General features: G+C 55.7%; 28 protein-coding genes. 17 read left to right on the top strand and 11 right to left on the bottom strand.

The window, feature by feature from the left end:
• Window positions 1-29: 29 nt before the first annotated feature.
• The 3 genes from AAFN47_RS06235 to AAFN47_RS06225 are packed head-to-tail and all read left to right on the top strand — an operon-like array spanning window position 30 to window position 1,447.
• Window positions 30-545, top strand: coding sequence for an HdeD family acid-resistance protein (locus AAFN47_RS06235; protein ID WP_499808335.1), 516 nt, complete (start codon window positions 30-32; stop codon window positions 543-545).
• Window positions 546-597: 52 nt separating this feature from the next.
• Window positions 598-882: a hypothetical protein gene (locus AAFN47_RS06230; protein WP_499808334.1), complete on the top strand. Its 285-nt coding sequence runs from the start codon at window positions 598-600 to the stop codon at window positions 880-882.
• A 52-nt stretch (window positions 883-934) separates the two neighbouring features.
• Entirely contained in the window at window positions 935-1,447 is a 513-nt protein-coding gene (locus tag AAFN47_RS06225; RefSeq protein ID WP_499808333.1) for an MgtC/SapB family protein, read from the top strand.
• Window positions 1,448-1,528: 81 nt separating this feature from the next.
• Here AAFN47_RS06225 and AAFN47_RS06220 read toward each other — a convergent pair whose 3' ends face one another.
• The gene (locus tag AAFN47_RS06220) at window positions 1,529-1,777 is read right to left on the bottom strand and encodes a hypothetical protein (RefSeq protein ID WP_499808332.1); all 249 of its coding nucleotides are present in this window, start codon (window positions 1,775-1,777) and stop codon (window positions 1,529-1,531) included.
• A gap of 217 nt (window positions 1,778-1,994) precedes the next feature.
• Between AAFN47_RS06220 and AAFN47_RS06215 the strand changes: the two genes are divergently transcribed.
• Window positions 1,995-2,183, top strand: coding sequence for a hypothetical protein (locus AAFN47_RS06215; RefSeq protein WP_499808331.1), 189 nt, complete (start codon window positions 1,995-1,997; stop codon window positions 2,181-2,183).
• 283 nt (window positions 2,184-2,466) lie between these two features.
• Complete coding sequence (locus AAFN47_RS06210; RefSeq protein ID WP_220227351.1) at window positions 2,467-2,664, top strand: CsbD family protein; 198 nt, start codon at window positions 2,467-2,469, stop codon at window positions 2,662-2,664.
• Between the two features lie 51 nt (window positions 2,665-2,715).
• Here AAFN47_RS06210 and AAFN47_RS06205 read toward each other — a convergent pair whose 3' ends face one another.
• Entirely contained in the window at window positions 2,716-3,723 is a 1,008-nt protein-coding gene (locus tag AAFN47_RS06205) for a sensor histidine kinase (protein WP_499808330.1), read from the bottom strand.
• A gap of 213 nt (window positions 3,724-3,936) precedes the next feature.
• Entirely contained in the window at window positions 3,937-4,731 is a 795-nt protein-coding gene (locus AAFN47_RS06200; protein ID WP_499808329.1) for a response regulator, read from the bottom strand.
• A 37-nt stretch (window positions 4,732-4,768) separates the two neighbouring features.
• Here AAFN47_RS06200 and AAFN47_RS06195 point away from each other — a divergent pair, with 37 nt between their 5' ends.
• The 5 genes from AAFN47_RS06195 to AAFN47_RS06175 are packed head-to-tail and all read left to right on the top strand — an operon-like array spanning window position 4,769 to window position 8,684.
• Complete coding sequence (locus AAFN47_RS06195; RefSeq protein ID WP_499808328.1) at window positions 4,769-5,089, top strand: NepR family anti-sigma factor; 321 nt, start codon at window positions 4,769-4,771, stop codon at window positions 5,087-5,089.
• Window positions 5,086-5,652, top strand: coding sequence for an RNA polymerase sigma factor (locus AAFN47_RS06190; protein ID WP_499808327.1), 567 nt, complete (start codon window positions 5,086-5,088; stop codon window positions 5,650-5,652). Before AAFN47_RS06195 ends, AAFN47_RS06190 begins: the two co-directional genes overlap by 4 nt.
• Window positions 5,653-5,677: 25 nt before the next feature.
• Window positions 5,678-6,439: a Crp/Fnr family transcriptional regulator gene (locus AAFN47_RS06185; protein ID WP_499808326.1), complete on the top strand. Its 762-nt coding sequence runs from the start codon at window positions 5,678-5,680 to the stop codon at window positions 6,437-6,439.
• Between the two features lie 26 nt (window positions 6,440-6,465).
• Window positions 6,466-7,404 (top strand): diacylglycerol/lipid kinase family protein, encoded by a 939-nt coding sequence (locus AAFN47_RS06180; protein WP_499808325.1) that lies wholly within the window; start codon window positions 6,466-6,468, stop codon window positions 7,402-7,404.
• Window positions 7,401-8,684 carry a DUF2254 domain-containing protein gene (locus tag AAFN47_RS06175; protein ID WP_499808324.1) on the top strand — a complete coding sequence of 428 codons (1,284 nt, stop codon included), beginning with the start codon at window positions 7,401-7,403 and terminating at the stop codon, window positions 8,682-8,684. The genes AAFN47_RS06180 and AAFN47_RS06175 overlap by 4 nt, the downstream gene beginning before the upstream one ends.
• Before the next feature lie 58 nt (window positions 8,685-8,742).
• Here AAFN47_RS06175 and AAFN47_RS06170 read toward each other — a convergent pair whose 3' ends face one another.
• Entirely contained in the window at window positions 8,743-8,991 is a 249-nt protein-coding gene (locus tag AAFN47_RS06170; protein WP_499808323.1) for a hypothetical protein, read from the bottom strand.
• Window positions 8,992-9,167: 176 nt separating this feature from the next.
• Here AAFN47_RS06170 and AAFN47_RS06165 point away from each other — a divergent pair, with 176 nt between their 5' ends.
• Complete coding sequence (locus AAFN47_RS06165; protein WP_499808322.1) at window positions 9,168-10,256, top strand: endonuclease/exonuclease/phosphatase family protein; 1,089 nt, start codon at window positions 9,168-9,170, stop codon at window positions 10,254-10,256.
• Window positions 10,257-10,860: 604 nt separating this feature from the next.
• Here the strand turns inward: AAFN47_RS06165 and AAFN47_RS06160 are convergent.
• From AAFN47_RS06160 to AAFN47_RS06135, 6 genes are all read right to left on the bottom strand, one after another.
• A complete protein-coding gene (locus tag AAFN47_RS06160) occupies window positions 10,861-11,907 on the bottom strand; it encodes a hypothetical protein (protein ID WP_499808321.1) in 1,047 nt (348 codons plus the stop codon).
• On the bottom strand, window positions 11,904-12,290 hold the full coding sequence (locus tag AAFN47_RS06155; protein ID WP_499808320.1) for a phage holin family protein: 387 nt from the start codon (window positions 12,288-12,290) through the stop codon (window positions 11,904-11,906). Before AAFN47_RS06155 ends, AAFN47_RS06160 begins: the two co-directional genes overlap by 4 nt.
• A 43-nt stretch (window positions 12,291-12,333) precedes the next feature.
• Entirely contained in the window at window positions 12,334-12,870 is a 537-nt protein-coding gene (locus tag AAFN47_RS06150) for a histone-like protein (RefSeq protein ID WP_499808319.1), read from the bottom strand.
• Window positions 12,871-13,009: 139 nt separating this feature from the next.
• Complete coding sequence (locus AAFN47_RS06145; RefSeq protein WP_499808386.1) at window positions 13,010-14,113, bottom strand: AI-2E family transporter; 1,104 nt, start codon at window positions 14,111-14,113, stop codon at window positions 13,010-13,012.
• A gap of 191 nt (window positions 14,114-14,304) precedes the next feature.
• The gene (locus AAFN47_RS06140) at window positions 14,305-15,339 is read right to left on the bottom strand and encodes a PRC-barrel domain-containing protein (protein WP_499808318.1); all 1,035 of its coding nucleotides are present in this window, start codon (window positions 15,337-15,339) and stop codon (window positions 14,305-14,307) included.
• 272 nt (window positions 15,340-15,611) lie between these two features.
• Window positions 15,612-16,199: a Dps family protein gene (locus AAFN47_RS06135; RefSeq protein ID WP_499808317.1), complete on the bottom strand. Its 588-nt coding sequence runs from the start codon at window positions 16,197-16,199 to the stop codon at window positions 15,612-15,614.
• A gap of 575 nt (window positions 16,200-16,774) precedes the next feature.
• On the opposite strand from AAFN47_RS06135, the gene AAFN47_RS06130 reads away from it, so the two are divergent.
• The 4 genes from AAFN47_RS06130 to gpt all read left to right on the top strand — a co-directional run bounded on the left by AAFN47_RS06130 (window position 16,775) and on the right by gpt (window position 19,550).
• Entirely contained in the window at window positions 16,775-17,047 is a 273-nt protein-coding gene (locus tag AAFN47_RS06130; protein ID WP_499808316.1) for a hypothetical protein, read from the top strand.
• A 177-nt stretch (window positions 17,048-17,224) separates the two neighbouring features.
• The gene (locus AAFN47_RS06125; RefSeq protein WP_499808315.1) at window positions 17,225-17,983 is read left to right on the top strand and encodes a competence/damage-inducible protein A; all 759 of its coding nucleotides are present in this window, start codon (window positions 17,225-17,227) and stop codon (window positions 17,981-17,983) included.
• A 108-nt stretch (window positions 17,984-18,091) separates the two neighbouring features.
• Window positions 18,092-18,931, top strand: coding sequence for a universal stress protein (locus AAFN47_RS06120; RefSeq protein WP_499808314.1), 840 nt, complete (start codon window positions 18,092-18,094; stop codon window positions 18,929-18,931).
• Between the two features lie 127 nt (window positions 18,932-19,058).
• Window positions 19,059-19,550 (top strand): xanthine phosphoribosyltransferase, encoded by a 492-nt coding sequence (gpt, locus tag AAFN47_RS06115; protein ID WP_499808313.1) that lies wholly within the window; start codon window positions 19,059-19,061, stop codon window positions 19,548-19,550.
• 3 nt (window positions 19,551-19,553) lie between these two features.
• Here the strand turns inward: gpt and AAFN47_RS06110 are convergent, their stop codons facing one another.
• Window positions 19,554-20,099 (bottom strand): class I SAM-dependent methyltransferase, encoded by a 546-nt coding sequence (locus tag AAFN47_RS06110; RefSeq protein ID WP_499808312.1) that lies wholly within the window; start codon window positions 20,097-20,099, stop codon window positions 19,554-19,556.
• 199 nt (window positions 20,100-20,298) lie between these two features.
• Between AAFN47_RS06110 and AAFN47_RS06105 the strand changes: the two genes are divergently transcribed.
• Window positions 20,299-21,213 carry a haloalkane dehalogenase gene (locus AAFN47_RS06105; protein ID WP_499808311.1) on the top strand — a complete coding sequence of 305 codons (915 nt, stop codon included), beginning with the start codon at window positions 20,299-20,301 and terminating at the stop codon, window positions 21,211-21,213.
• Window positions 21,214-21,830: 617 nt separating this feature from the next.
• The gene (locus tag AAFN47_RS06100) at window positions 21,831-25,592 is read left to right on the top strand and encodes a vitamin B12-dependent ribonucleotide reductase (protein WP_499808310.1); all 3,762 of its coding nucleotides are present in this window, start codon (window positions 21,831-21,833) and stop codon (window positions 25,590-25,592) included.
• Window positions 25,593-25,625 lie beyond the last annotated feature (33 nt).

The raw sequence follows: 25,625 nt of genomic DNA, 5'->3' as shown, positions 1-25,625 counted from the left end.
AACGAATCTGGTCATTCGGGGGAAAAGCGATGAAAAACTGGATGCTTTGGTTGATTGTCGGCTTAATTTCTATCATCGGGGGTCTTGTCGCCCTGCTTAATCCTCTCGCGGCCACTGTCGCCGCCGAAAGGCTGATCGGCTGGATTTTCATTATCGTCGGCGTCTTGCAGGTTATGTCGGCCTTTCGCGAGCAAGGTCGCGGGGCGGCGTTGTGGGCCGGACTGATCGGCGTGCTGGCGTTGCTGGCAGGGGTTTCTCTGCTCAGCAATCCGTTTTCAGGCATTATCTCCCTTACGCTGGTCCTCAGCATTCTGATCGCGGCGGCGGGCGTCTCCAAGCTGATCACCGCATACAAGATCAGGCGGGCGCGCTACTTCCCGCTGGTGCTGATTTCCGGTCTAGTTTCGATTGTGCTGGCGATTCTGATTTTCACGAATTTCCAGGAAGCGGCGACGGTTCTACTCGGCGTAATGCTGGCGATCGAACTCATTTCAAACGGCGTCAGTCTGATCGCGCTCAGCCTGTTCCGCAAACCGGCGGCCTAACCGACCGACACAGTTTCCGGAACAAAATATCCGCCTTGCCGGTTATGTCATCATGACCTCAGGGAAAACATTCCGCTTTGTGGTGACCGCCATCATTATGATGGCGTCGTCAGAGACCGCCGTGGCGCAATCGCAGAACGATTGTGTCGTCGACCCGAACAATCTCGAGGAGACAACAGGCGACAAGGACTCCCTGACAAAAACCATGGGGCGTTGCGACGGCGTTCTCAAGCCCGAATTATCCAGCGACCCGGAAATTGTAGAACCGGCGCCGGACGTGGGCGAAACGCCTGTCATTTCACCTGAAGACATTCCAACGCAGCCCGCTGAAGGGTAGTGTTCGCGACTATTCGAAACGGAACAAAACCTCAGGTCACACGTTTCGTTCAATGGACTTCGCAGACACTTCGCTTTTCACGGAAACATGGCTGCCGCTTTCGGTCATTGCCGTCAGGCTCGCGCTGGCTACCTTTTTCGGAGCCTTGGTTGGATTCGAGAGAGAGTGGCGCAACAGGCCGGCAGGGTTGAGAACCCATATTCTTGTCTGTCTGGCTGCATGCACTGTTGCTCTGCTAACAATCGAGATTACGCATCATTCCGTTTTCGATCAAAAATCTATCCGTATTGATCCGCTCAGACTGATCGAGGCGGTCACCAGTGGTGTGGCGTTCTTGGCGGCCGGCGTCATCATCTTTGCACGCGGCGAGATTCACGGACTGACAACTGGCGCAGGCTTATGGCTGGCCGGCGCCATAGGACTTGCAACGGGCTTGGGTTACGTGACAATCGCAATGATCGCCACGCTGTTTGCCCTTTTCGTTCTGGCGTTGCTGCGGATCGTCGAACATCGCATCATTCCCAATAACGGGAATAAACACTCAGATGGCGAACGAACCAATTGATAACATGAATAAGAATCACAAATCCGCCCGGTTGGGCGGATATAACATGCGATCTATGCAGCTAATTGACATTGATGAATGTCAGTCAGTCTGAGTTTGCGTATCCGGCGATGTGCGCTCGACGCTTCCGGTTGACATGTTATCGGAGCCGACGCTTTGCTCATCGGTAAGTTCTTCGAGCTGCTCAGTGTCGCCCTTCAATGCGTATCCGTAAATTTCCACGCCAACCCAAACGAGGGCGGCCGCCGCCAAACCAAATAATAGGGCCTTGGCGAGACTGGGGCTTTGGTCACCCTGTTTTACTTGGCGTCCGGTCAATTTCTCAGACATGTCATATCCTTATGTTTAAGTTCTCTGGGAAAACGCCAGGAAGGCTCTGAAGTTCCGCAAAAGAACGAATGCCAGCACCGCTTGCTCCCGCAATCAACTTCACTCGATGGCGCCGTCCCTTGTTCGCTTTCTCTCCCCGTGGTGACTTCAACGTCGTTTATGGAACCCTTCTCAAGACCACGCGTTTTCATAATGCATAACAATGATGGAGGATGTTTTGAGTGATGTAAGGAATGTCCCGGAAGCGGAAAACGACCTGAAACAAACTCAGGAAACCAGTCTTCCAAACGCGTTGCCGAACACCGCCCACAGCCCGCATCCCGGTCCCAATTACTGGAGGACGGTGGGCGTCGCAGGCGCAATCATTGTCGTCTTGCTGATACTGCTCATATACGGATTGGCGTAGGCGAGACGATCACGTCAAGTTACTGATCCCGGGAAGATACCCCAAATCCCTCTCCTACCCCAACTTCCCGGTCTTCGCCCCGTTGCATATTGCAGCGGGGCATTTTTTTTTGCGAGGCGCTTCCGAAAGTCTTTCACTCCCCAAAATGCTGAAACACGCCGTCAAAATGTGTGACTCGATCAAGCTTGCTGTGGAACGGAACACGCTGCGCACGCGTTTACAAATCGGACGCATCAGACGCCAGCGTCTTTTGTAAATGGTCTTTCAAGAAAGGAGATGAAAAATGAACTGGAACCAGATCGAAGGTAATTGGGAACAGGTCAAGGGTAAGGTCCAGAAGGAATGGGGCAAGCTCACTGACAGCGATATCGACTATATCGCAGGCAACCGTAAACAACTTCAGGGCAAACTCCAGGAGCGTTATGGCAAGTCGGTTGACGAGATCGATCGTGAGATCGAAACCTGGCTCACACGCGCCTGACCAAAACAGCGACTTCAAACAACAGCGCTGCTCCCACGAGCGGCGCTGTTTCTATTTCTGGCTACTCACCGGGAATGTAATTTCGTATTCGACTGAGCTTTCATCGGCATCGTAAGACGCCGTGCCGTTCAGGGAGGCGGGAACGATCTTCTCCAATAGCATTCGTTCGAACTCCATCAGATCCGATGGCTGCTCGCTCACCATACCGAGGTGAGGAATGCTCAGGTAATTTTCACGCCAGACGAGATGGGCCTGCGGCGCGGTCTCTGCGGTTTTGCTCGTACAACGCTCCAGCTTCACAGCGATATTCTGCGCGCCATTCGAGATGAAGCGGCGGGTGGCAGCTTGAACGATAAGTTCATGCAACGCCAATCCAAGGTAAAGAGAAGCGCTTGGCGGCAGCAATATGTTTTCGCCGGTGAACACTATAGCCTTGTCGTCATCGGGAAAGTAACTCTGCGCCTGGTTGCGAATGAGATCCTTCAGCAAGGCGCCTTTCCAGTCTGAATCCGTAATCAGATCCTGAGCACGCGCCAGTGAATACAGCCGACCGCGAAACCGGCGCAGATATGTGTCGAGCGTATCGCTGTGCCTGGCCGTTTGTGTGGCTATACTCTGAATGATCGCCAGCAAATTCTTTGACCTGTGGCTGACTTCGCGAAGCAAGGAAACCGTTATGCGTTCCGTCGACTTTTTCAGCGATATGTCGCGAATGATCGTCTGCAGATAGGTTGAACTGTCACCGGCGACAAACGGCTTGATCTCGAACTCATAGGCGAGATCTCCCTCAAGCATCATCTCCAGCTTTTTTGTTTCTCCACCTTGCAAGGCCTCGGCCTTGACCTTGGCCAACCGAGCGGCGAATTCCGCGCCGAAAATCGAGGCGTCGTCCGGTTCTCGGTCGGGAGCCGTTTTCCAGCGGCGCGGCATATTCATTATTTGAAGATATTGAAGGTCCTGATTCTGAATGGCGATGCATAGCCCCGACTCTTCCATAGCCGCGACAAGATAGCCTTGAACGGTGCTGTCTTCCTGGTTTGATTTCCGCCAGCGGGTCAAAGGCTCGTCCATCCGGGTGTTACAATATGTTCGGTCCGTCAGTACAACTGACAAGATCCATCATGATAGGGCTCTCAAGCGATACAAATCGCTGAGAAACCGTAACTACGCCCGGCAGACTGGTGAACAACTCATCGCTTTCCGACTGACGCACATCTTGCACGTTAAACCGTGGCGACAAGGAATGGTTCCAACCATTGCATCACTGTTTGATCACGCTGCGGATTCCGCTCTTTCATCGAAGAAAAGCGCCTGGCTGATAAGCGCCTTTACCATGGAAGGACTGAACGGTTTCGTTACAACGAATGCAGGTTCCGGGCGCTCGCCGGTCAAAAGGCGTTCCGGGAAAGCTGTAATGAATATAACCGGTATGCTCTCGTCCGCCAAAATTTCGTTGACTGCGTCGATACCCGAACTCCCGTCCGCAAGCTGAATATCTGCAAGCACAAGCTTCGGCTTGCTCCTGTGATAAAGGCTCATCGCCTCGTCCTTGGTCCGAGCGATTCCTGTTACGGAATGTCCGAGTTCGAGGACGATCTGTTCGATATCGACGGCAATGAGAGGTTCGTCCTCGATTATCATAACGTCGGTTGCAATCTGCCGTGAGATTTCCCCTGAAGCTTCATCGAGATACTTTTCAATTCCCGCCTCGTCCGTGTCCATGATTTCCGCGGCTTCGCTTTCGCCAAATCCTTCAACCGCCACGAGAAGAAACGCCTGCCGGGCAAGTGGCTGCACCGCTGCGAGATTGGCCGCCGCACGCCGTTCCCAACCAAATGGCGATGCTTTGGGCTCCAGTTGCACGTCGAGGGAACCAAAGGCCTGACAGAAAAGTTTATAAAGCGAAACGCGATCGCTCGAAGCGTCCGGAAAAACGGAAATGTCCGTAATGAGCGTTTCCAGCGTTGCTTCCACGTAAGCATCGCCAGACGTCTGCGAGCCGGTAAACGCCCGCGCAAAGCGGCGCAGCAACGGCAAGTGGGGAGCGATGCGGGTGGACAATGACATATTTGACTCTCCTGATGAAGGGTAATTGGTCTTTACGATGAGTATCAACGAGGAAAGCAGAAAAAAGTTCCCGGGGAAGGAACAAATTTCCGGGTACGACGTTACCTATCGATTCGAAACTGGGGTTTTTGCGGGTTACGCAGCGCAGGAGAGACGCAGATTGATGAGTAAAAACAGACCATCTGGAGATGCACGGAGTCGAGGTTCCGAAGAAATTGATCCCAACAGCGAAATTGCACGGCAATTGCGAACGATCTATCGCGAGGTCGAAACGGAAACAATTCCGGACCGTTTTCTGGATCTCCTTGAGAAACTCGACGCTGCAGAAGCATCGCAAAAAGATGGAAATCGCAAGTGAGCACAACTGAAGATCTTGACTACAGTTTCAAGAGGGAATTGTTGTCTGCTCTGCCCAGCCTTCGCGCATTCGCCATGTCTCTCATCGGAGATGCGAGCAGCGCAGACGACCTTGTACAGGACACGATCCTGAAGGCTTGGGCGAAACAGGAATCCTTCGAGCCCGGCACAAACATGAAAGCCTGGCTTTTTACAATTTTGCGTAACGCTTTTTATAGCCAGATGCGGAAAAGCGGACGCGAGGTGGAAGATCGTGACGGCATATTGACGGAACGCCTGGCTGTCCATCCGGAACAATATGGTTCTCTGGATCTGCAGGATTTCAGAAAGGCTCTAGAAAAGCTGCCCGATGACCAACGTGAAGCCATTATTCTTGTTGGCGCTTCAGGGTTTTCCTATGAAGAAGCTGCGAATATCTGCGAATGCGCCATTGGCACCATCAAAAGCCGAGTGAGCCGGGCTCGAAGCAGCCTTCTGGTCGCCCTTAGCATCGATGATGAAGGCGCTTACGGTCCGGATGCGAATTCCATGGCGACGACCAATCGCGCCTTCGCCAAGAGCTGACCGCCTGTCGGAGATACTGAGCGAGATGACAGGTAAGACCAGCGGAAAGCTCAAGACGGCCTGGACGCCATGCACTCGGTGCCCTCTGAAGAAGTTCGAGCTATTTCGAAATTTTAACGACAAGGAACTGGACTTCGTCGAGCGTTTCAAAACCGGAGAGTTGATCTCCGACAGGGGCTCGACCCTACTCGTTGAGGGGTCTCACAGCGCCCATCTCTATACCCTCCTCAGTGGTTGGGGTTTCCGCTATAAGATGCTCGACGACGGACGCCGTCAAATCTTGAACTATATCTTGCCTGGCGACATGATCGGTCTGCAGGGAACTCTCATGGGAGAGATGCAGCACTCAATCGAGGCGCTCACTCCAATGGTCATGTGTGTCTTCGAACGCGAACGCCTGTCCGAGTTGTTCCAGTCATTTCCTTCACTCAGTTACGATCTGACATGGATAGCAGCGCGCGAAGAGTCGATACTCGACGAACATCTGTTAAGCGTCGGGCAACGTAACGCGCTTGAGCGGGCCGCATATCTGCTTCTGTTTTTGCACAAACGGGCCAAGGCTGTTCAGGCGCTCGTCTCGTCGAACGCGGCCATCCCTATCACCCAGCAGCATGTCGCCGACACCCTTGGCCTGTCTGTCGTTCATACGAACAAGACGCTTCGGAAACTTGTATCGCGCGACCTCATCGAATGGACGGGTGGGCAGTGCAGGGTGCGAGACGAAAACAAACTCTCGACGATCGCCAACTGGGCGCCTTCGTCGACGACTGACAGACCATACATCTGAATACAGCTCAATCTGACAGGTGACCCATGAAATTGGCGGCTATACTCAACAGTGGAAGCGGTACGCTGAAGACACTGGAACCGGACGAATTACTCGAGGTCATCGAAACACAATTCTCTCAAGCGGGATACGGCGTCACCGGATGCGTGACGTCCGGCGAACATTTTCAAAGTAAACTTGATGAGGCAGTAAAATCCGACGCTGATGTCGTTCTGGTTGGAGGCGGCGACGGCTCCATTTCATCTGCCGCCGCTCAATGTTGGGAGAACCGCAAGACTCTGGCGGTGCTGCCGGCCGGAACAATGAATCTTTTTGCGCGGGGATTGCGCATACCACTGGACCTCAACGAAGCCATACAGGCCCTTGCCGGCGGACGCCCTATCGCTTGCGATCTGGCGACAGCCAACGGCAGACCCTTCATTCATCAATATTCAATCGGCATGCATCCGCAACTCGTCGAGGAGCGCAATCAATACAATTTTGATTCCAGGCTGACGAAAATCTTTGCGAGTTTCCGAGCCTTTACCTCTCAGGTCGCCAATCCGCCGACGGTTCGGACAATAGTCAAAACCGTAAGTGGAGAGCGTGATGAGTTGCTGAGCAACTTGTCCGTATCCAACAACCCCTACGGCGACGGACACCTGCCCTATTTCGACGACCCCAGCAGCGGCAAACTCGGCATCTATACGGCGGGCGTGCTGGACGTCGCCAGCTACCTGTCTCTCGCGGCCGATCTTGCCGCCGGCTCATGGCGATCGAATGCGGATATACAGGAGGAACTGGCAGACAAGGTCGAACTGCAGTTCCCGGAGGTAGAGGACAGCGGCGTCGCCCTCATCGACGGAGAACTTCTTGATCTGGAAAGCCGCGTGACGATTGAATCCCATCCCGGCGCTTTGACAGTTCTGGCGCCACAGGAAACCGCCGATCGCTGCGACGACGGCGGCCTGCTTGCGTCCCGATGAAGTCTTTTATCTTCAGATATCCGGTTGTCGTGCTGTTCACGATTCCAGCCATCATCGCTTTTTCAATAGGCGCACTGGCGCCAATTCTTGTTGTTATTGAGAGTCGGTTTGATCTTGGCGTGTCCGGATACTTCATTCTGAATTTCAACGATGAAAGCGCCCGAAGCGTTCTCTCGGCAATTGCCGGCGCTGCAATCACGACGCTCAGTCTGACCTATTCCCTTGTGCTCGTCGTATTTACGCTGGCCGCGGGCAATATCGGACCACGGTTGCTAAAACGCTTCAGCACCGAGACGGTGAACCAGGTAACGGCCGGCCTGTTCGGCGGGACGTTCCTCTATGCGCTTGTCGCCCTGGCCTTCGTGCATCCGAACTTCGTTCCACGCATTACAGTCGGCGGAGCCGTACTGCTTTCAATGCTATGCGTTTTCCAGCTCATCTTTTTCGTTCGTCACGTCTCGGAGAGTGTGTCGATAGACGATGAAATAGCCAAGATAACCATGCGGTTGGGTGAAGCCCTGACAAAACACATGAACAGGGTGGACGAGGCCGGAGACGCGACTGACATTCATTGCGAAGAGGGGCTTGACGCGGGTTCGGCCGGTTATATCGGCGCAATAGCTGAAGAGGATCTAGTCGCGCTTGCAAATCGGGAAGACATCGTCGTGCGCGTGGTCATGTCACCCGGCGGTTTTGTTCTCAGCGACGAAACACTTTTGGCGATTTCAAATGAGGTCGGCGATGATATCGCAGACGAAATACGAAAATTTGTTCACATCGAGCCCTCTCGCTCGCAAAGCCGCCCGATCGAATTCAATATACACCTGCTTGTCGAAATCGCGCTTCGTGCGCTCTCTCCCGGCGTCAACGACGCCTACACCGCAATCGCCGCGGTCGACAGCCTTTCCAGCGCTCTGGCTCGAATTGCCGATCGAAAAACCCGACCCCTTTTCCTCTGCGACGATAATGACAAGGTTCGCGTCGTTCTTCCGGAATTGTCATTTAGCGACTTGCTCGGTCAGGCCTTCCATCCGTTGCGGCGGGCCTCAGCGGACAATCTGCCGGTCGCCCAGGCGCTTGCGAGAGCCCTTTCTAGACTGCACGGCCTTGGAAGCGAAAAAAATAACGAAGTGCTTGCCGAACACGCGCAACTGCTGATCATGGAGCTGAAGCGATCGGGCCATTTCGACCATGATATCGACAGCGTCCGCTCCAATCTGCCCGGAAGTGTGCGCGAAATCGACTTGGATGAAGAAAAGGCGTCGAACGAGGAGAACTGATCTCCTGCGACCGACGCCAGCGCGTTGCGATCTCTGTCAAAAATGTTTCGTAACGATTTTAAAGAGTGGCTGCGCCCGTCTCGTGCGTGCTTTCGGCGTCCGGATCGATGCTCTCGATCGCCTCTTCAACGAGTTTCAGCTCCGCTCCTATATCATTGTCGTCGACCATGGGGCTCTCGGTGGCCGCCCGCATTTCGGCTCTGACCTCTTGCCGCATTTTCTCGAGAAGCTGCAGTTGTTCATCCGGCGATTTGGTGCGGTCTGTGACTATTTCCTGGATCTGAGTTTTTGTCGTGCCTTTTTTCATCTCTCTGCCTTCAGTGTAGATATATGTCCAACGACGCGTCGAAAACCCAACGCTTATGGTAAACGCACACGAAACCCACCCGTTCCATCTGACCTGCCCTGGCAGGAGCGCCGGGAACCGAATGGCTGGACGCTGGTTTTAGACTTGCGATACTACGGACAGAAAGGCGCGTTTTGGTGTACTGGCTGATCTTCATTCTGGCGGCATTGTGTCTGCTGGCCGCACTCATCCCGGTTCTTCCCGTATCTCACGGATTGGTGCGGATTTTCGACTTCCCGAGAACACAACTGCTCACGCTGACCTTGGCTGTCGCCGTCGCAATGCTGCTGTTGCTTCCGCTGAACGCCACAATCGCCCTCCCCGGCGTGATGCTGCTGTCGGCAATGGTGATACAGCTTATCCACATTGCCCGGTTTACAGCGGTCTGGCCCCGGAGCGTCAACACGTTCAGGGGCGCCCCGTCCGACGCGCAAATCTTCAAGGTGCTTGTCTCAAACGTGAAGCAAAGCAACCGCGACTATGATCGACTAGTCAGGGAAATCCGCGAACATGATCCCGATCTGGCGCTGTTCATGGAGGTGGATAATGATTGGCTTGCCGCGTTGAAGGTCGCCTTGAACCAATTTGTCGACTCTGTTGAATGTCCGCTGGACAATTCCTACGGTATGGCGCTGTTCTCAAAGCTTGAATTTCAGAAAAAGTCTGTACGCTTTCTGCTCAACGAGAGAATTCCAAGTTTCGATTGCACCGTCGCGCTGCCAGGCGGCGAAAAATGTCGCCTCATAACGGTGCATCCAGAGCCCCCCGTCCCCACCGATGCCACGATCGGACGCGACGCGGAAATTTCCCTTGTCGGCCTTGATGTGCGCGACACGGACATTCCGGTTATCGTCACGGGGGATCTAAACGATGTCGCCTGGTCGCGAACGACCAGGCGTTTTCTAAGATTGTCGGGATTGCTGGACCCGCGCGAAGGGCGCGGCCAGTTTAATTCATTCGATGCGCGGTGGTTCTTCCTGCGATGGCCGCTCGACCATATTTTCCATTCGGCGCATTTTCGAATGGTTCGAATGAAGCGGCTCGCTTTCGTGGGCTCGGACCACTTTCCAATGTTCTTCGAATTGGCCCTCCTGCGCCGAAGCGCAGATCTCGAATCCGAGAGCGAGGACGCGACCGAGGACGATATCGAGGAAGCCAAGGATCTTATTGACACCGAGAAGAAACGGGATCGCAAGCCGATCGGAGAAGATTGGGAAGGCGGTTAAGCGATCAAGCCAGTCCCAGGAAAGACAGGATCGCAATGACAACCACTACAACGCCGATGATATAGAAGATATTGTGCATGGGACACCTCTTTGTCGTTTTCACTGTTCGGAAACGTCCCGCTACAAATTTTGTTCCGGTAAAATGTCAGCTACCGAAGCGCCGCGCTCCAATATGGGCTTTGAGGCGCCCACTGCCGTAGTAGGCGCTGCGCCTGGCGATGATGAACACGTAGACACCACGTACTTTGCTTCAAAAGGCAAAGCCGAACGAGGTTGGCAAATACGTGTCCCTGCCTAGTCACCGGCTGCCGCAGCACAATCTCCAGGCGCTCCCGCAGGAACTCAAACATGGACGAGGGAACGAATAGCTGGATCGTCTTCACGCGGCCCGGCCGGGGAGCACGATTGGTGAGGATGCCGCAAGGCTACCCAAGAAACAAACAACAATCGCGAGACGTCACAACGACTAAAATGAGCGCCGCCGACGCAAAGCCAGAAAAAATAGAGCAAACGGACTTGTTAATGTGACTCCAGCCGGCCCAGATTATCTGGGCCGGCTGGACGTCCTGTAGATCGGACCTAGATCATGCCGCGAAAAGGCGGACTACGCCTGATCCGTTTTCTCAGTTCCCATGGTCTTGGTCGAAGCGGCGGATTTTGCGGTCGGCGCCTTCTTGTAGGCGGGGCCGTTTTTCAGAGGCTTGGCCGAAGTCTTGACGGAAGCCGCTTTCGGACCCTTTGCAGATTTGGTCACAGACCCCTTCCTCGGTGCGCTTTTAGTAGCGCGGGACTCGGCTGCCTTCTGGAAATTTTCGAACCGCTCGCGGCCCTTTGGTGCATCGTGACCTTCTCGCTCACGCGACGCGTAATGAAGCTTGCGACTTGCCTCGACACTTGCTGAAGGTTTTCGCGCCGTGAATATCGAGGCCGCGGCGGCTCCCACCGCCAGCGCGACGAGCCCTGCCGAAACAGGATTCTCACGCACCCAATCTGCGGCTGAATCGGCGCGATGACGGGTCGCCCTCGCCTGTTTGCTCGCAAACTGTCCTGCCGAATCAACGCCGGAGCGCACGGAGTCGGCGACGTTGTGGCCGATTTCACGAGCCTGATCCGGAGCATCTCCGAGCGCGCGCGTCGCGGAGTTGGCGTATTCGGCCACGCGATCACTGGCCTGACGAACGCGTTCGCTGGCGTTGCGCACAGATTCGCGAGCCGCATCGCTGCCCTTGCTGGCGGCCGCACTGAACTCATCTACGCTTTGGGCAACGCTGTCGCGCAGCTCGTTCAGTTCGTTGCGGATACTCTCGGCGTTCTGTGCGATGCGCTCGGCCGGATCAGTCGGCTTCGGTTGCGCAATCGACTCAGCTGCAAATTCGGCTGTCTCGTCATTGGCGCCTTTTGTGTTCTGCGACCGGGAAGCAAGATACAATCCTGCAAAGCCTGCTCCAATCAGCAGCGCGGACAAAGGATTTTCCTTCGCTTTCTTGACCATCGCATTGCCAAGATCGGCGACCTGTTCGTTACCGTCTCCAAGCGCGGCGTTCAGGAAGCTCGAAGGCGAAAATTTGTTTTCAAGATCGTTCATTTTCATATCGATACGAGCCCTTGTGTTTCTGATTTCTTCTTCAATTCGTTCAGCATCGCTGGTCATGATGATCTACCCTCCTTCATTTTCTCGGCGTTTTCACGGACTGAGCGTATTGTCCGCTTTGGCGCGAGGTTTTCCGGCTTGAGTTGATTGGCGCCGTTCATCACAAGAACAAACGCGATGAGCGCGAGCACTACGCCCACGATCAGCGCCGCGAGCGCTGGCGGCATGATGTTGCCAAGAGCAACGACCAACGCCTGAACCAGCACAAGCAACGCCGTGAGCGCAATCAGCAAACCGACAGCAACAGCTGCGACGCCCGCCTGGATCTGCCCGAGTTTCTCTGCCGCCTCGGCTTTCGCAAGATTTATCTCCTGACGCACCAGCAATGTCGCGTCTGCGATCAACTCCCGAATTGTCTGGATGATGCTATTGTTGTTGTTCATTGTATGCATTCCTTCCGTTCATCACGTTCGCAGCCAGTCAGTCTTACGATTTCCTCATCGAAGCCTTCACCACTGTAGCGAGCGTGAACCCCGCGAGCGCAAAAAGACCAACAGTCTGGAACGGGCGCTCTCTGACAAAGGTTTCGACGCGGTGCGCGACGTGGGCGGAGTCGAGACCGTCGATCTCATCGGCCGCGGTCTCCAGGCCTTTCCCTGTGGCGCGGGCGTAGCTCGCGGTAGACGCCATACCATCGCTTTCGAGACTACGGCTTCCAACCTCGAAGGCGCGACTGAGAGACAACAAAAGATCCTGGGTAAAGGACTTGCCTTTTTCGACCGTCCTTTCTGTTCCTTCTGCGACCTTCTTCAGGGCTTCATGCTGCGTTTTTTCGGCACGTTGCGCCACAGTGTCGCCGAATTCCGACGCCGCCTCTGAAATCGTATCCTTGACGTCAGAAGCCACTGCCCCCGCCCGATCGGCGGTCTGCTTTACGAAATCGGCCGCTTGAGAGCTCGCTTTCGCCGGTTTGGCGGTTGTGGCTCCCTGCCCTATCGTTTCGTTGTTATGCTGTTTTTCCATCTTTACTCTCCCGCAAAGCATCTGCTTTCAATCTCGATCAGATAACCGAACAAATCTTGATTTGTTCCCAAAATCTATGGTTGACAGGTTTCGACCCTGTACCTGCAGCAAACAGCGTACTCCGAAGCCGGATCCCTGACTAACGATTTGCCGCTTGCTTTTCGGCGGCGCCATCTTCCGTTTCATCCGGCGGCAATTGCTCTCCGGACAAAAACTCGCCGATATGACGAAGGCTTTCGATCCGTTCGCAAATTCCCTTGAAGATAATCAGCAGCGGAACCGCGACCAGCACTCCGATAGGCCCCCAGATAAAGCCGAAAAACGCAATCGAGATTAATATCCCGACGGTATTCATGGAGAAACGGCGACCAAGAACCATCGGGGTCACGAACTGCCCTTCTATCGTGGTGAAGACCAGATAGGTCAAAGCAGGCACGAGCGCGTGGGAGATCGTGTCGAAGGTCAGCAGAGATACACCGAATGCTAGCAGAACGCCCGTGAGCGCGCCGATATAGGGCAGGAAGTTCAACAGGGCGGCGAGCACTGCCCACAGGTGCGGGGTCGGAACTCCCAGAACATAGAAAGAGATTCCGACGCATATTCCAAGGCCGCCATTTATGACTGCGACAGTAAGCAGATAGTGAGAGACGTCATGCTCAATATCGGTGATCAGCGCGAAAATGCGCTTCTTGTCGCTGAGGCGCGGGAAAATGCGGATGGCTTTCTTGAGAAACATGTCCCTCGAAATCAGAAGGAAAAAGCTCAGGACAAGCGTCAGAACGACCGTCGCCGAAACGATCATGATATCGTCCGCCGCCCGGGTCATGAGCCCGGGCCCCTTGACGACGACTTCATTCGCGGTTGAGTCATCTCCCGATCCTGCAAGTTTCTCCACTTCTTCTCCGACAGAGTTGATCGATTCCACCGGCTCCCGAATGCTCTTCAATTTGTCCTTCAATTCGGCTCCGATCCTCGGAGCATCTGCCATGAAATCGGCCAACGGACCGGCCAGAGTAACAGCCCCTGCGAGAAATCCGGCCCCGCAAAGAAACAGGAGCAGCGCCGCCGTCAGGGGCGACGGAATGTGTAGCCTCCGCGCCGTATAAACCAATGGTCCCAGTGTCAGGGCGATGATGACCGCAAGCGTAATTGGCAACAGAAAATTCTTGCCAAGGTAGAGCGCAGCGCATCCAGCTATTATGGCAATTAGTCGCGTGGAGAGCCCACCGGAAGCGACCAACACCGACTTCGCGTCAGTTTCATCTTGTTTTATCGTTTTCGACACCGTCTTTTCCCGTCGCTATAGAATTACATGCCGCCAGTTTGGACCCATTCCATGGCCTGATTAACGTGGAACCGGCCCTTTGGTTGCAAACCAAACGAAAACAGGCCGCTCGAGGCGGCCTGTTCCCGATTTGAAGCTGTTCGAAGCGATTAGCTGCGATATGCAGGCTGTCCTTCGAGAGCTTCCTCGGTCGAGTCGATATAGACACGCACCGATCCATTCGGATCGTGCAGGATCTGCAATTCGTCCATGGTCACACCGACAGGGTGTTCACCGAGGCCGAGGAAACCACCAACGTCGATGACGACCGTCTGGATTTGTCCATCTTCACTGAGCACAAGGCGATCAATCTCGCCGACGTCTTCGTCGTTAAGGCCGTACACGCGAGCGCCTTCCAGCTGCTCAGCCGTCAGTTCTTCGTAACTCGCTTCGTTGAAGCCATCACGTGTCATCTCGGGACGCGTCAGCATATCGCGGTCAGCCCAAGCAGCTTCATCGTCGGAAACACTGCCCGTGGTCATTTCGTCCTTTGCGGTCATGGACGAGTCAGCCGTTTTCGAGGTCACGACACGGTCGGTATTCTCTGCTTCCGCCGTCTCTGCGCGCTGCTTTTTGGTCATCGGCTCCCCGGCGTCCGTAGTAACACCGTCGGCTTCCGGCTCAGCAACTGATTCAGCTGTCATGTCGGCGGAATTATCCATGGATTCCGTCTCGGCTGCAGCCATTTCCTTGTCTTCGGCGCGCTGGAACGGCTCGGCGTTGGTCAACGTTTCCTTGTTGGTGCTGACAACGAGGAAGTAGTCGTCGCCTTCGCTTTCATAAACGGTTTTGATCTGGTCCATTGGAACGGCGATATCCTTTTCGCCAATTCCGATGAATCCGCCGACACCAAGGATGACTGCCTTGACCTGACCGTCTTTACCGAAGATGACGTCGTCAACCTCGCCGATGTCGTCCCATTCGGCATTTGCGCCGGGCTCTACACGGGCGCCGTCATCCCAAGAATTCCACTCATTTTCAGCAGAGTAAATGCGCATGCCGATGAATTCAGAGGCGAAAACGTCGCCGGGCTGTTCAGCAGCATAAGTGTTGAGCATCGTGTTGGCGGACCTATTGGCGTCGCTCGCAAAGGCGGACGTGCCAAGCATCAAGGCAACTGCAGTTGTTGCGATAATCCGTTTCATTGTTATACTCCTTTTCGTCTGGCAGTTTTGAGAACAGCCGATCAAGCATCCGACTGCCTCGGCGTTCGTAAACAAAACGACCAAACGGCAAATGGGTTCCACTCAGATTAATCTTTCTGCGGAGCCCATTTGCATGGACCACAACTTCCTTCAAATACAACAAAACAATCGGCTTTTTGACGAGCAAAAAGCCGATTGAGCGGAATGCCAATTGATGTTTTTTCGGTCTTCCAGGGCGTCTGCGACAATTGCAACGGCCCTCCGAGATCTTCCTATTCGGACTTTACTGCGCTCAGCATCCAGATCGCTTTTTCGTGAAACTCTATGCGCCTCGTCAACATGTCGGCGGATACGACGTCGTCGGCCATTTCGGCGCGCGAAATGCACTCGCGGAATCGCCGCGCCAGGATTCCATGGTCTCTAACAAGATTATCGATCATCTCCTCTGCAGTCGGATTCTCGGTATCTTCTTCGATAGCGCTCAGAGCAATCATCTCCGTAAAGCTGGAGGGTGACGGATATCCAAGCGCCCTGATGCGCTCAGCCAATTCGTCGATTGCTTGAAAAAGATTATTGTAGTGATCTTCGGTCAGAAGATGAATGGACCGAAACAATGGACCAACGACATTCCAGTGATAACCTTGCGTCTTGACCATCAACAGATAGCTGTCTGACACACAGGACGCCATATTGGCGGCGACTTTTTTCCGGTTGTCTATTCCGGTTTCCGGGTCTTGGATGTCAGCGCGCACCTTGAGTATATGGCTTTGCATAAATAGGAGTCCTTCCGTTTCAAACTGAAGAGCAGTGTCCACACACGCACTCCCACTTATAACGTAAGAGCATGGCTTCAGTTCCATCAGCAACGATCAGGAAAAGTGTACTTTCATGAAATTGTTTTTCTTTCGCAACTGAAGCGGCGCCAGATTTTTCAGGTGCATCGACAAGAATATGCAACCATTGCGAAAAAGAAAACAAGTTGAATTAAAAAAAATGTCCGATCTGTACTCCAAATTCCATTTTTTAGTTATAAGTCTCGTAAATATAATGTATAAGCAAAACGTGTTCGTCACTGGCCTAGCCAAACGAGCTGACGCATTTCTCATAGTCGCCCTGAGAGAATGCGTTTCGGACCGGTGACTTCGCCATTAGTCACCGGTCCACGATTTTCCTTCAAAACTTCTTGCACTTCAAGTCAAACGGCAACATTGTTGCATGGTGCAAGAACGTTCAATATGGCCAACCAGATCCTTGACCGCGTATGGCTCCGAACTAGAATGCTCGACATTCGTATTTCGGTATTCATTTGATATGTGCCGCAACACTGGAAACAGTGCGAAGGCGAACATATTTAAATCCAGAACGGGTTGTATTGACCTCAAAGTGAGCAGGGTTTGGGACACGAACGGATTGGAGAACGAAAAGGTAGAAATCGATGCCTGGACAAAAGATAGCAACCATATTCTTCCCGTCGAACAAGGACGGCCACCTGACCACCCGTATCAGAAATCTCGGAGAAGATTTGTGGCGGGAAATAGAAAGTCGTGGACTAGGCGACGTCGGAGGACTGAAGACCGTCGACAAAGCGATCGATACGCTTGTGGTGCGCGCGGAAAACGCCCAACTTGTCGGGCAGGTCAAGAAGCGGATCGAAAACCTTCTGAAGGCCCATCTTCTGCACAAACTCGCTGCAGTTACCTACAAATGATCCGGCCGCTGTGAGCGGTAGAAAAACGTGCTCTCGACCGCCTTTGGCAGATTGCCAAGGACAAACGGTTCAGTCCGCGCGTTGACGAACATCCAGACATTTTTCGAAAGTCCCCCGGCGCTTGCAGCCTGATGGCCCACGCGTTACGTATTCGCAATTGAAATACGAGGAGACTGCATGTCGAAAGCGATAGTTACAGCTGCAATGGTCGCAATCGGCGATGAATTGCTGTCGGGGCGCACAAAAGACAAGAATATCGGCCATCTCGCCGACATGCTGACGGCGGTAGGCATAGATCTTGAAGAAGTTCGCATCGTTGGCGACGAAGAAAGCGCGATAGTCAAGGCAGTCAACGAGCTTCGAAGCGTCCACACCTACGTTTTCACCTCCGGTGGCATAGGCCCGACCCATGACGACATTACCGCCGATGCAATTTCCGTGGCCTTCGGCGTTCCCTGCGAGCACGACGAAACGGCGCTGGAATTGATGGGGGCGGTCTATCGAAGCCGCGACATGGAATTCACCGAATCGCGCAAGCGCATGGCCCGAATGCCGAAAGGCGCCAAGCATATCGTCAATCCTGTATCCGTCGCGCCGGGTTTCACGATAGGCAATGTCCACGTGATGGCGGGCGTTCCGTCGGTCTTTCAGGCGATGTTGGACAGTCTGCTTCCGACTTTAAAAACCGGAACCAAGATCCAGTCCGTCGCTGTGCATTGCCCGTTCGGCGAGGGAACGATCGGAGATCCTCTGGCGGCCATACAGAACGAGAACCGCGAAACGGTGATTGGTTCCTATCCGCAGTTTGACGGAACGACCTTTTCCACGCAAATTGTCATTAGAGGCCGCGACGCCGCCGCTATCGAGGCGGCGGCATTGCAGGTCCGGCAAATGCTGACCCTATTGCAGTCGAAACGGGAAAAGACAGCGCGTTGACGCTGACTGGTATTGATCCCGGTCAAGGCGCAAGAGGTTACGATAATATTGAATAAACGGCGCCATTGGAAAACAGACCAATGCGCTGAACATATTAGGGAGCCGACTATGAGCTACAAGACTATCGTTGCCGTATTGCGGAGTGAGAGCGATTGCGAACCCGTTTTGAACGCCTCAATTTCTCTGTGCAGCCAGAACGGCGCCCATCTTATCGGAATTCATGCGGAGCCGACGATGCGTGTAGCTTACACTGCTCCAATGGAAATTCCCGATCCCACGATCTACCAGCTGGACGAGGAAGAAATACAGAAACGTTCCTCTCTCGTGGAAAAAAAGTTCAGGGATCGCTGCAATGCAGAGGGCGTATCCTTCGAGTGGCGTTCGGTAAGGTCCCCGACGGGTGATGGAGCGGTTTCCGCCGTATCCAGCGCGCATTGCGCGGACATCGTTGTGCTGCTGCAGCGCAACCCGGACAACACCAACGATTACGCCGATCTCGAATCGCTCGTTTTCGAGAGCGGCCGGCCCGTCCTGTTTGTTCCCTACACCGGGCATTCAGGCAAGCCAGTCAAATCTGTGCTGGTCGCGTGGAACGCAACCCGGGAATCCACCCGCGCCGTCTTCGACGCATTGCCGCTTCTCATGGCGGCGGAAAAGGTCGAGATTTTCATCGTCGATCCAAAGGACACGCTGGAACAAAGCGCCTCTATGGCAGGCGCGGAGATTGCAGCGACCCTTAGTCGGCACGGGATCAATGTCACGGTCAGTTCACAGTCCTCTGGCGGCGTGCCTGCAGCTTCGATCATCGAGAACCGCATGTCGGACACCCAGGCGGATCTGCTGGTTATGGGCGCATACAGCCATTCCAGGATCAAGGAATTCCTGTTCGGCGGCGTAACCCACACGCTTCTCGATTCGATGACGAATCTGACGCTGATGTCGCGCTGAAGGCTTCGTTCCTATAGCCATCATCCGGCGATGGGTTGCGCAAGTGTTTCCTTCGGCACTAAGACAGTCCATTCACGATTAACGCCGGCGCCGCGAACCACCGCGCCGGCCATGAGGATGGATGGACATGTCGCTGCCGGATAAATCTTTCCCCGTATCCTGGGATCAATTTCATCGCGATGCGCGGGCCCTCGCCTGGCGCATTGCAGGGCTAAATCTTGAGCTCGACGGAATCGTTTGCATCACCCGGGGCGGCCTTGTGCCGGCGGCGATCGTGGCGAGGGAACTGAACATCCGAAAAATCGAATCCGTCTGCGTGGCGTCATATCACGACTACAAGAACCAGGGCGATATGCTGGTTCTCAAACCGATCAACGACGAGATGCTGGCGACCGAAGGTGAGCGCATCTTGATCGTCGACGACTTGACAGACACCGGCAAGACGGCGCGCATTGTCCGGGAAATGTTGCCCAAGGCGCATTTCGCAACTGTGTACGCCAAGCCGACCGGTCGCCCGATGGTCGATACGTACATTACGGAAGTGAGCCAGGACACCTGGATCTATTTTCCGTGGGATATGGGCTTTACCTATCAGGAACCGATAGCAAGGGATAGCTGAGCGCTAGTGGTCTGCCTTCACCCCGGTGACGCAGATCGCGGGTGTCGGCTCCATCGGCAATTCGTGGCTGGCGACATCGTCAAAGCCGGCTTTTTCCATTGCACAACTCATGCTCCGGGCGGCTTTCAGCGCTGACTCGCGTGTCGCCCCTTGGTTGCGGGGCTGCAGGGTTGTGGCGCACACGCCGCCAGGCTTCAGTCGATTGTGTAAAAGCGCAAAGGTCTGGTCCATATCTCCCAAAAACTGGATAACGTTTATCGAGAAAATCCGGTCGTAAGCATCAGTTTCATCAGCTAGTCTCTCGAGACCACCATTCCGAAGTTCGAGGCGGCCAGACTCAATATCAGAATGAAGACGGCGCCTGGCTTGGCGGATCATCAGTTCCGAGTGATCGATACCAACAATGCGGCCTGCAGAAAGCACCGCGAGACAATTCTCAAGAGCAAGCCCCGGCCCGCAGCCGATTTCCAGAATATCCTGCCCCTCCTGCAATTTGAGCAGATCGACGGTCCAGCGGCTTCGCTCGGCGCCCGATGGCCGGTTCGCCAATATATAACCGACGATTCTACCCAGTGGCCATGGGGTCTGCCGAACTGCTTAACAATAACGCTACGCAGTGTCATCCTGCACTCCTCGTGGCGGTCAATACGTCTCAGATGTGAATTGACAACATTATTGTCAATATCTGTAGATTGACAGCACTGGCGGCAGCGGCTTGATTGGTCCCGGTCAATGGCGGGAGGATATTTTGGCTGACAATCAGGTTTTAAGAACACCCGACGATCGATTTGCGAATCTTCCGGATTACGCATTTCGCCCGAATTACCTCGACATACGCGACGAAACGCTTGGACGCATGCGGATGCATTACCTGGACGAGGGACCGTCCGATGGCCCCGTTGTCCTGCTTCTGCATGGAGAGCCGACATGGTCCTATCTCTATCGGAAAATGATCCCCGTACTCGCCGCAGATGGGTTTCGCGTTCTTGCGCCTGATTTCATCGGTTTCGGCAAGTCAGACAAACCGACGGATCGCGCGGCCTACAGCTATGGCGGGCACGTCGGTTGGATGAAACAGTGGCTTTCGGCTGTTGCGCCCGGCGCCATGACGCTTTTCGCACAGGACTGGGGCGGACTGATCGGCCTGCGCCTGGTCGCAGAAATGCCTGCCTCTTTCGACAGGGTGATGACCGGCAATACGGCGCTGCCGACCGGCGGCCATCATCCGGGGCAGGCCTTTCTCGACTGGCGGGAGTATAGTCAGTCCTCGCCAACATTCAGAATTGGCGGCGTGGTGGCGCGCGGGACCGTGAACGGTCTGAGCGACGCGGAAGTCGCGGCCTATGATGCCCCCTACCCCGACGAGAGTTACAAGGCCGGCGCGCGCGCCTTTCCTTCTCTGGTTCCAATTTCGCCGGACGATCCTGCAGCGTCAGCCCAAAAGGACGCCTGGGCCAGCCTGATGCGATTCGACAAGCCTTTTCTCACTTGCTTCTCGGACAAGGATCCCATCATGAAAGGCGGAGAGGCCGTCTTCAAGAAGCTGGTTCCGGGAGCAGCAGGACAAGATCATTTCATTACGCAGGACGCTGGCCATTTCCTGCAGGAAGACGCCGGTCCGTTCCTGGCCGAAAAGATGATTGAGTTCATCCGCTCGACTTGAGCAGCAGGCAGGTTCTGATTCGCGAAAAAGAACGCCCGAAGCACCTTGACGTCGGCCGACTCACGACGCGCGTGAAAGGTTCTCGGCGAAAACAGGAAAAATTTGACGAAGCCTATTTTCGGGGTTGACGAAGCGGCAAGTGCGGGGATTTCAAGGCCTTCCCTTTCCCCATTTTCCACAATGATGACACACAATATCTAGTGTTCATAAATCTGTCTTGAACAAGCCCTTGACGGTCCAAAACGAGTCGCGTTGTACTGTGCCAACGTTGTAGTGACAGCGCGGCCTGGGCGTTCTTCAATCAGGCCTATATCAGTTGTTTGTGCGGTGTTCTTGCAGGTTGTGGCGACTGGAATACAGTCTTTGCAACCGGGGTTTTTGCGCGCTTTTTTTCGGAAATCCGGCTAAAAAAGTGATTGGTAAAAAGAAGCTGTTAATACTATCTTTAGTGTTTGCGGCCGAGAATGACACAAGATATAGCGCTTGTGGTGAGGAAGCACTCAACACCGAAACGCTAATCGAGACACGCAGCCGTCCTTCTCGGAATGGTTGCGAATGTGGGGTGGTGCCTGTTGGCGACGGCGCGTCGGCGGGACTTTCAGAAAACGAGGGAAAGAATGCGCATCGAGCGAAAATTCACGAAAGAAGGACACTCTCCCTATGCGGAAATCGAATTCCGCAAGGCCACAAGCGAGATCAGGAATCCCGACGGCTCCATCGTGTTCCGTCTGGAAAACATCGACGTACCCGCCCAGTTCTCGCAGGTCGCGAGCGACATTCTTGCACAGAAGTATTTCCGCAAGGCCGGTGTTCCCGCGCGCCTGAAAAAGGTCGAGGAGAATTCCGTACCTTCCTGGCTTTGGCGCTCGGAGGCCGACGCGAAGGCATTGAAAGAACTGCCTGAGGATGAGCGATACGGTTCCGAAACCGATGCGCGCCAGGTTTTCTCGCGGCTGGCCGGCACCTGGACCTACTGGGGCTGGAAAGGCGGCTATTTCGACAGCGAGGAAGACGCCCGCGCCTTCCATGATGAGATTGCCTACATGCTGGCGACCCAGCGCGTCGCGCCCAACAGCCCGCAATGGTTCAACACCGGCCTGCACTGGGCCTATGGCATCGACGGCCCTGGCCAGGGCCATTTCTATGTCGACCCGTTCACCGGCAAGCTCACCCGCTCGAAATCCTCCTACGAGCATCCGCAGCCGCACGCCTGCTTCATCCAGTCGGTCGGAGATGATCTCGTCAACGAGAACGGAATCATGGATCTGTGGGTGCGCGAGGCGCGGCTCTTCAAATACGGATCGGGCACAGGCTCCAACTTCTCGTATCTGCGCGGCGAAGGTGAAAAGCTCTCCGGCGGCGGCAAGTCGTCGGGCCTCATGTCCTTCCTGAAAATCGGCGACCGCGCCGCCGGCGCCATCAAGTCGGGCGGCACGACGCGACGCGCCGCCAAGATGGTGGTCGTCGACATCGACCATCCGGATATCGAGGACTACATCAACTGGAAGGTCAAGGAGGAGCAGAAGGTGGCTGCCCTCGTCACCGGTTCGAAGACGGTTTCGCAGCACCTGAAGGCGATTCTCAAGGTCTGCGTGAACTGCGAGGGACCGGACGGAGACTGCTTTGATCCTGCCAAGAACCCGGCGCTGAAGCGCGAGATCCGCGCGGCGAAGAAGGCTTTCGTTCCCGAAAACTACGTCAAGCGCGTGATCCAGTTCGCCCGCCAGGGCTATAAGGACATCGAATTTCCGACCTATAACACGGACTGGGACTCGGAAGCCTATCTGACGGTGTCCGGCCAGAACTCGAACAACTCTGTCTCGATCCGCGACGACTTCCTGAACGCCGTCGAAACCGACGGCGACTGGGACCTGACCGGGCGCATCGACGGCAAGGTCATGAAGACGATCAAGGCGCGCAAGCTGTGGGACGACATCGGCCACGCCGCCTGGGCGTCAGCCGATCCGGGCCTGCATTTCAACACGACCATGAACGACTGGCACACCTGCCCGGCCGCCGGCCCGATCCGCGCGTCCAATCCGTGCTCGGAATACATGTTCCTGGACGACACGGCCTGCAACCTCGCCTCGCTGAACCTGCTGCAGTTCATGGAAGGCAAGGTCAACAAGTTCCGCATCGGCGAGTTCGAACACGCCGTGCGCCTGTGGACCATGGTGCTGGAAATCTCGGTGATGATGGCGCAGTTCCCGTCGAAGCAGATCGCGGAGCTGTCCTACAAGTACCGCACGCTCGGGCTCGGCTACGCCAATATCGGCGGCATGCTGATGACGTCGGGCATCCCGTACGACTCCGACGCCGGCCGCGCGATCTGCGGGGCGATCACCGCGATCATGACCGGCGTCGCCTACGCCACCTCGGCGGAGATGTCGGGCGAGCTCGGCCCCTTCCCCGGTTTCGAGCCCAACCGCGACAACATGTTGCGCGTAATGCGCAACCACCGTCAGGCCGCTTATGGCGAGACGACCGGCTATGAAGACCTGTCCACCCTGCCCGTCGCGCTCGTCCATGACGACTGCCCGGACCAGGACCTGGTCGACCACGCCAAGGCCGCCTGGGACCGGGCCGTCGAACTCGGCGAGAAGCACGGCTACCGAAACGCGCAGTCAACGGTGATCGCGCCGACCGGCACGATCGGCCTTGTGATGGACTGCGACACGACCGGCATCGAGCCGGACTTCGCGCTCGTCAAGTTCAAGAAGCTCGCCGGCGGCGGCTACTTCAAGATCATCAACCGCGCGGTGCCGGCGGCGCTTCGCACGCTCGGCTATTCGGAAAGCGCGATCGCCGAGATCGAGGCCTACGCGGTCGGCCATGGCAACATGAACCAGGCGCCGGCGATCAATCCCGGCTCGCTGAAGGCCAAGGGCTTCACCGACGAGAAGATCGAGGCGCTGAACGCGGCTCTGGCGGCGGCCTTCGACATGAAATTCGTGTTTAACCAGTGGACGCTCGGCGCCGACTTCTGCCGTGACGCGCTGGGCGTCAGCGACGAGCAGCTGAACGACCTCGAGTTCAACATGCTGGAGCATCTGGGCTTCTCGAAGAAGGAGATCGGGGCGGCCAACATCCATGTCTGCGGATCGATGACGCTGGAAGGCGCGCCGGGCCTGCGTGACGAGCACCTGCCGGTGTTCGACTGCGCCAACCCCTGCGGCAAGATCGGCAAGCGGTATCTGTCGACCGAGAGCCATATCCGGATGATGGCGGCAGCCCAACCCTTCATTTCCGGCGCGATCTCCAAGACGATCAACATGCCGAACGACGCGAGCATCGAGGACTGCAAGTCGGCCTACATGCTGTCGTGGAAGCTGGCGCTCAAGGCCAACGCCCTCTACCGCGACGGTTCCAAGCTGTCGCAGCCCCTCAACGCCTCGCTGATCGAGGACGAGGACGACGAGGACGACGTCATCGAGGAACTGATCGAGGCGCCGACGGCCGCCCGCGCGGTAACGGTGACCGAGAAGATCGTCGAGCGGGTAATCGAGAAGGTGGTCCGTGACCGCGAGAAACTGCCGAACCGCCGCAAGGGCTACACCCAGAAGGCCGTCGTTGGCGGGCACAAGGTGTACTTGAGGACCGGCGAGTTCGACGACGGACGCATCGGCGAGATCTTCATCGACATGCACAAGGAAGGCGCAGCCTTCCGCGCGATGATGAACAACTTCGCCATCGCCATCTCGCTCGGCCTGCAGTACGGCGTGCCGCTGGAGGAATATGTGGAGGCCTTCACCTTCACCAAGTTCGAGCCGGCCGGCATCGTGACGGGCAACGACGCGATCAAGAACGCGACGTCGATCCTCGACTACGTGTTCCGCGAGCTTGCGGTCTCCTATCTGGAGCGCCACGACCTGTCGCATGTCGACACGTCGGACTTCTCCAACACGGCGCTTGGCAAGGGCATCCAGGAAGGCAAGACGGCGCCGGTCTCCAAGGGCTGGACCCGCGGCCACAAGCTGGAGCTCGTCGCCCACGGCGGCCAGCCGATGGGCGCGAAGCCCAAGGGCGACGGCGGCGTCTCGCACAATGTCACGGCGATCGCCGGCGGCGCGGTCGTGGCCCGCTCGGTTTCCGCGATCGATCCGGAAGAGGCCCAGGCCTTCAAGCGCGACTACGAAGAGCGCGCTCGGGAGCTGGGCGAAGAGACGGGCGTCGAGGAAGCTGCGACCGACACGCTGTTCGACAACACCGAAGCCAAGATCGAGGCGCACGAGGAGAAGATCGAGGCGAGCCGCCGCGCCAAGGCGATCATGCAGGGCTACACGGGCGACGCCTGCTCCGAGTGCTCGAATTTCACGATGGTGCGCAATGGAACCTGCCTGAAGTGCGACACCTGCGGATCGACCAGCGGCTGCAGCTGACCGATCACACGACCGGCTGACATCAAGTCTCCG

It is taken from the genome of Hoeflea sp. CAU 1731, from assembly GCF_039888615.1.
Classification (GTDB): Bacteria; Pseudomonadota; Alphaproteobacteria; order Rhizobiales; family Rhizobiaceae; genus Flavimaribacter.
Note: the sequence above shows the minus strand (reverse complement) of the source record. Positions and strands in the feature narration are given on the sequence as shown.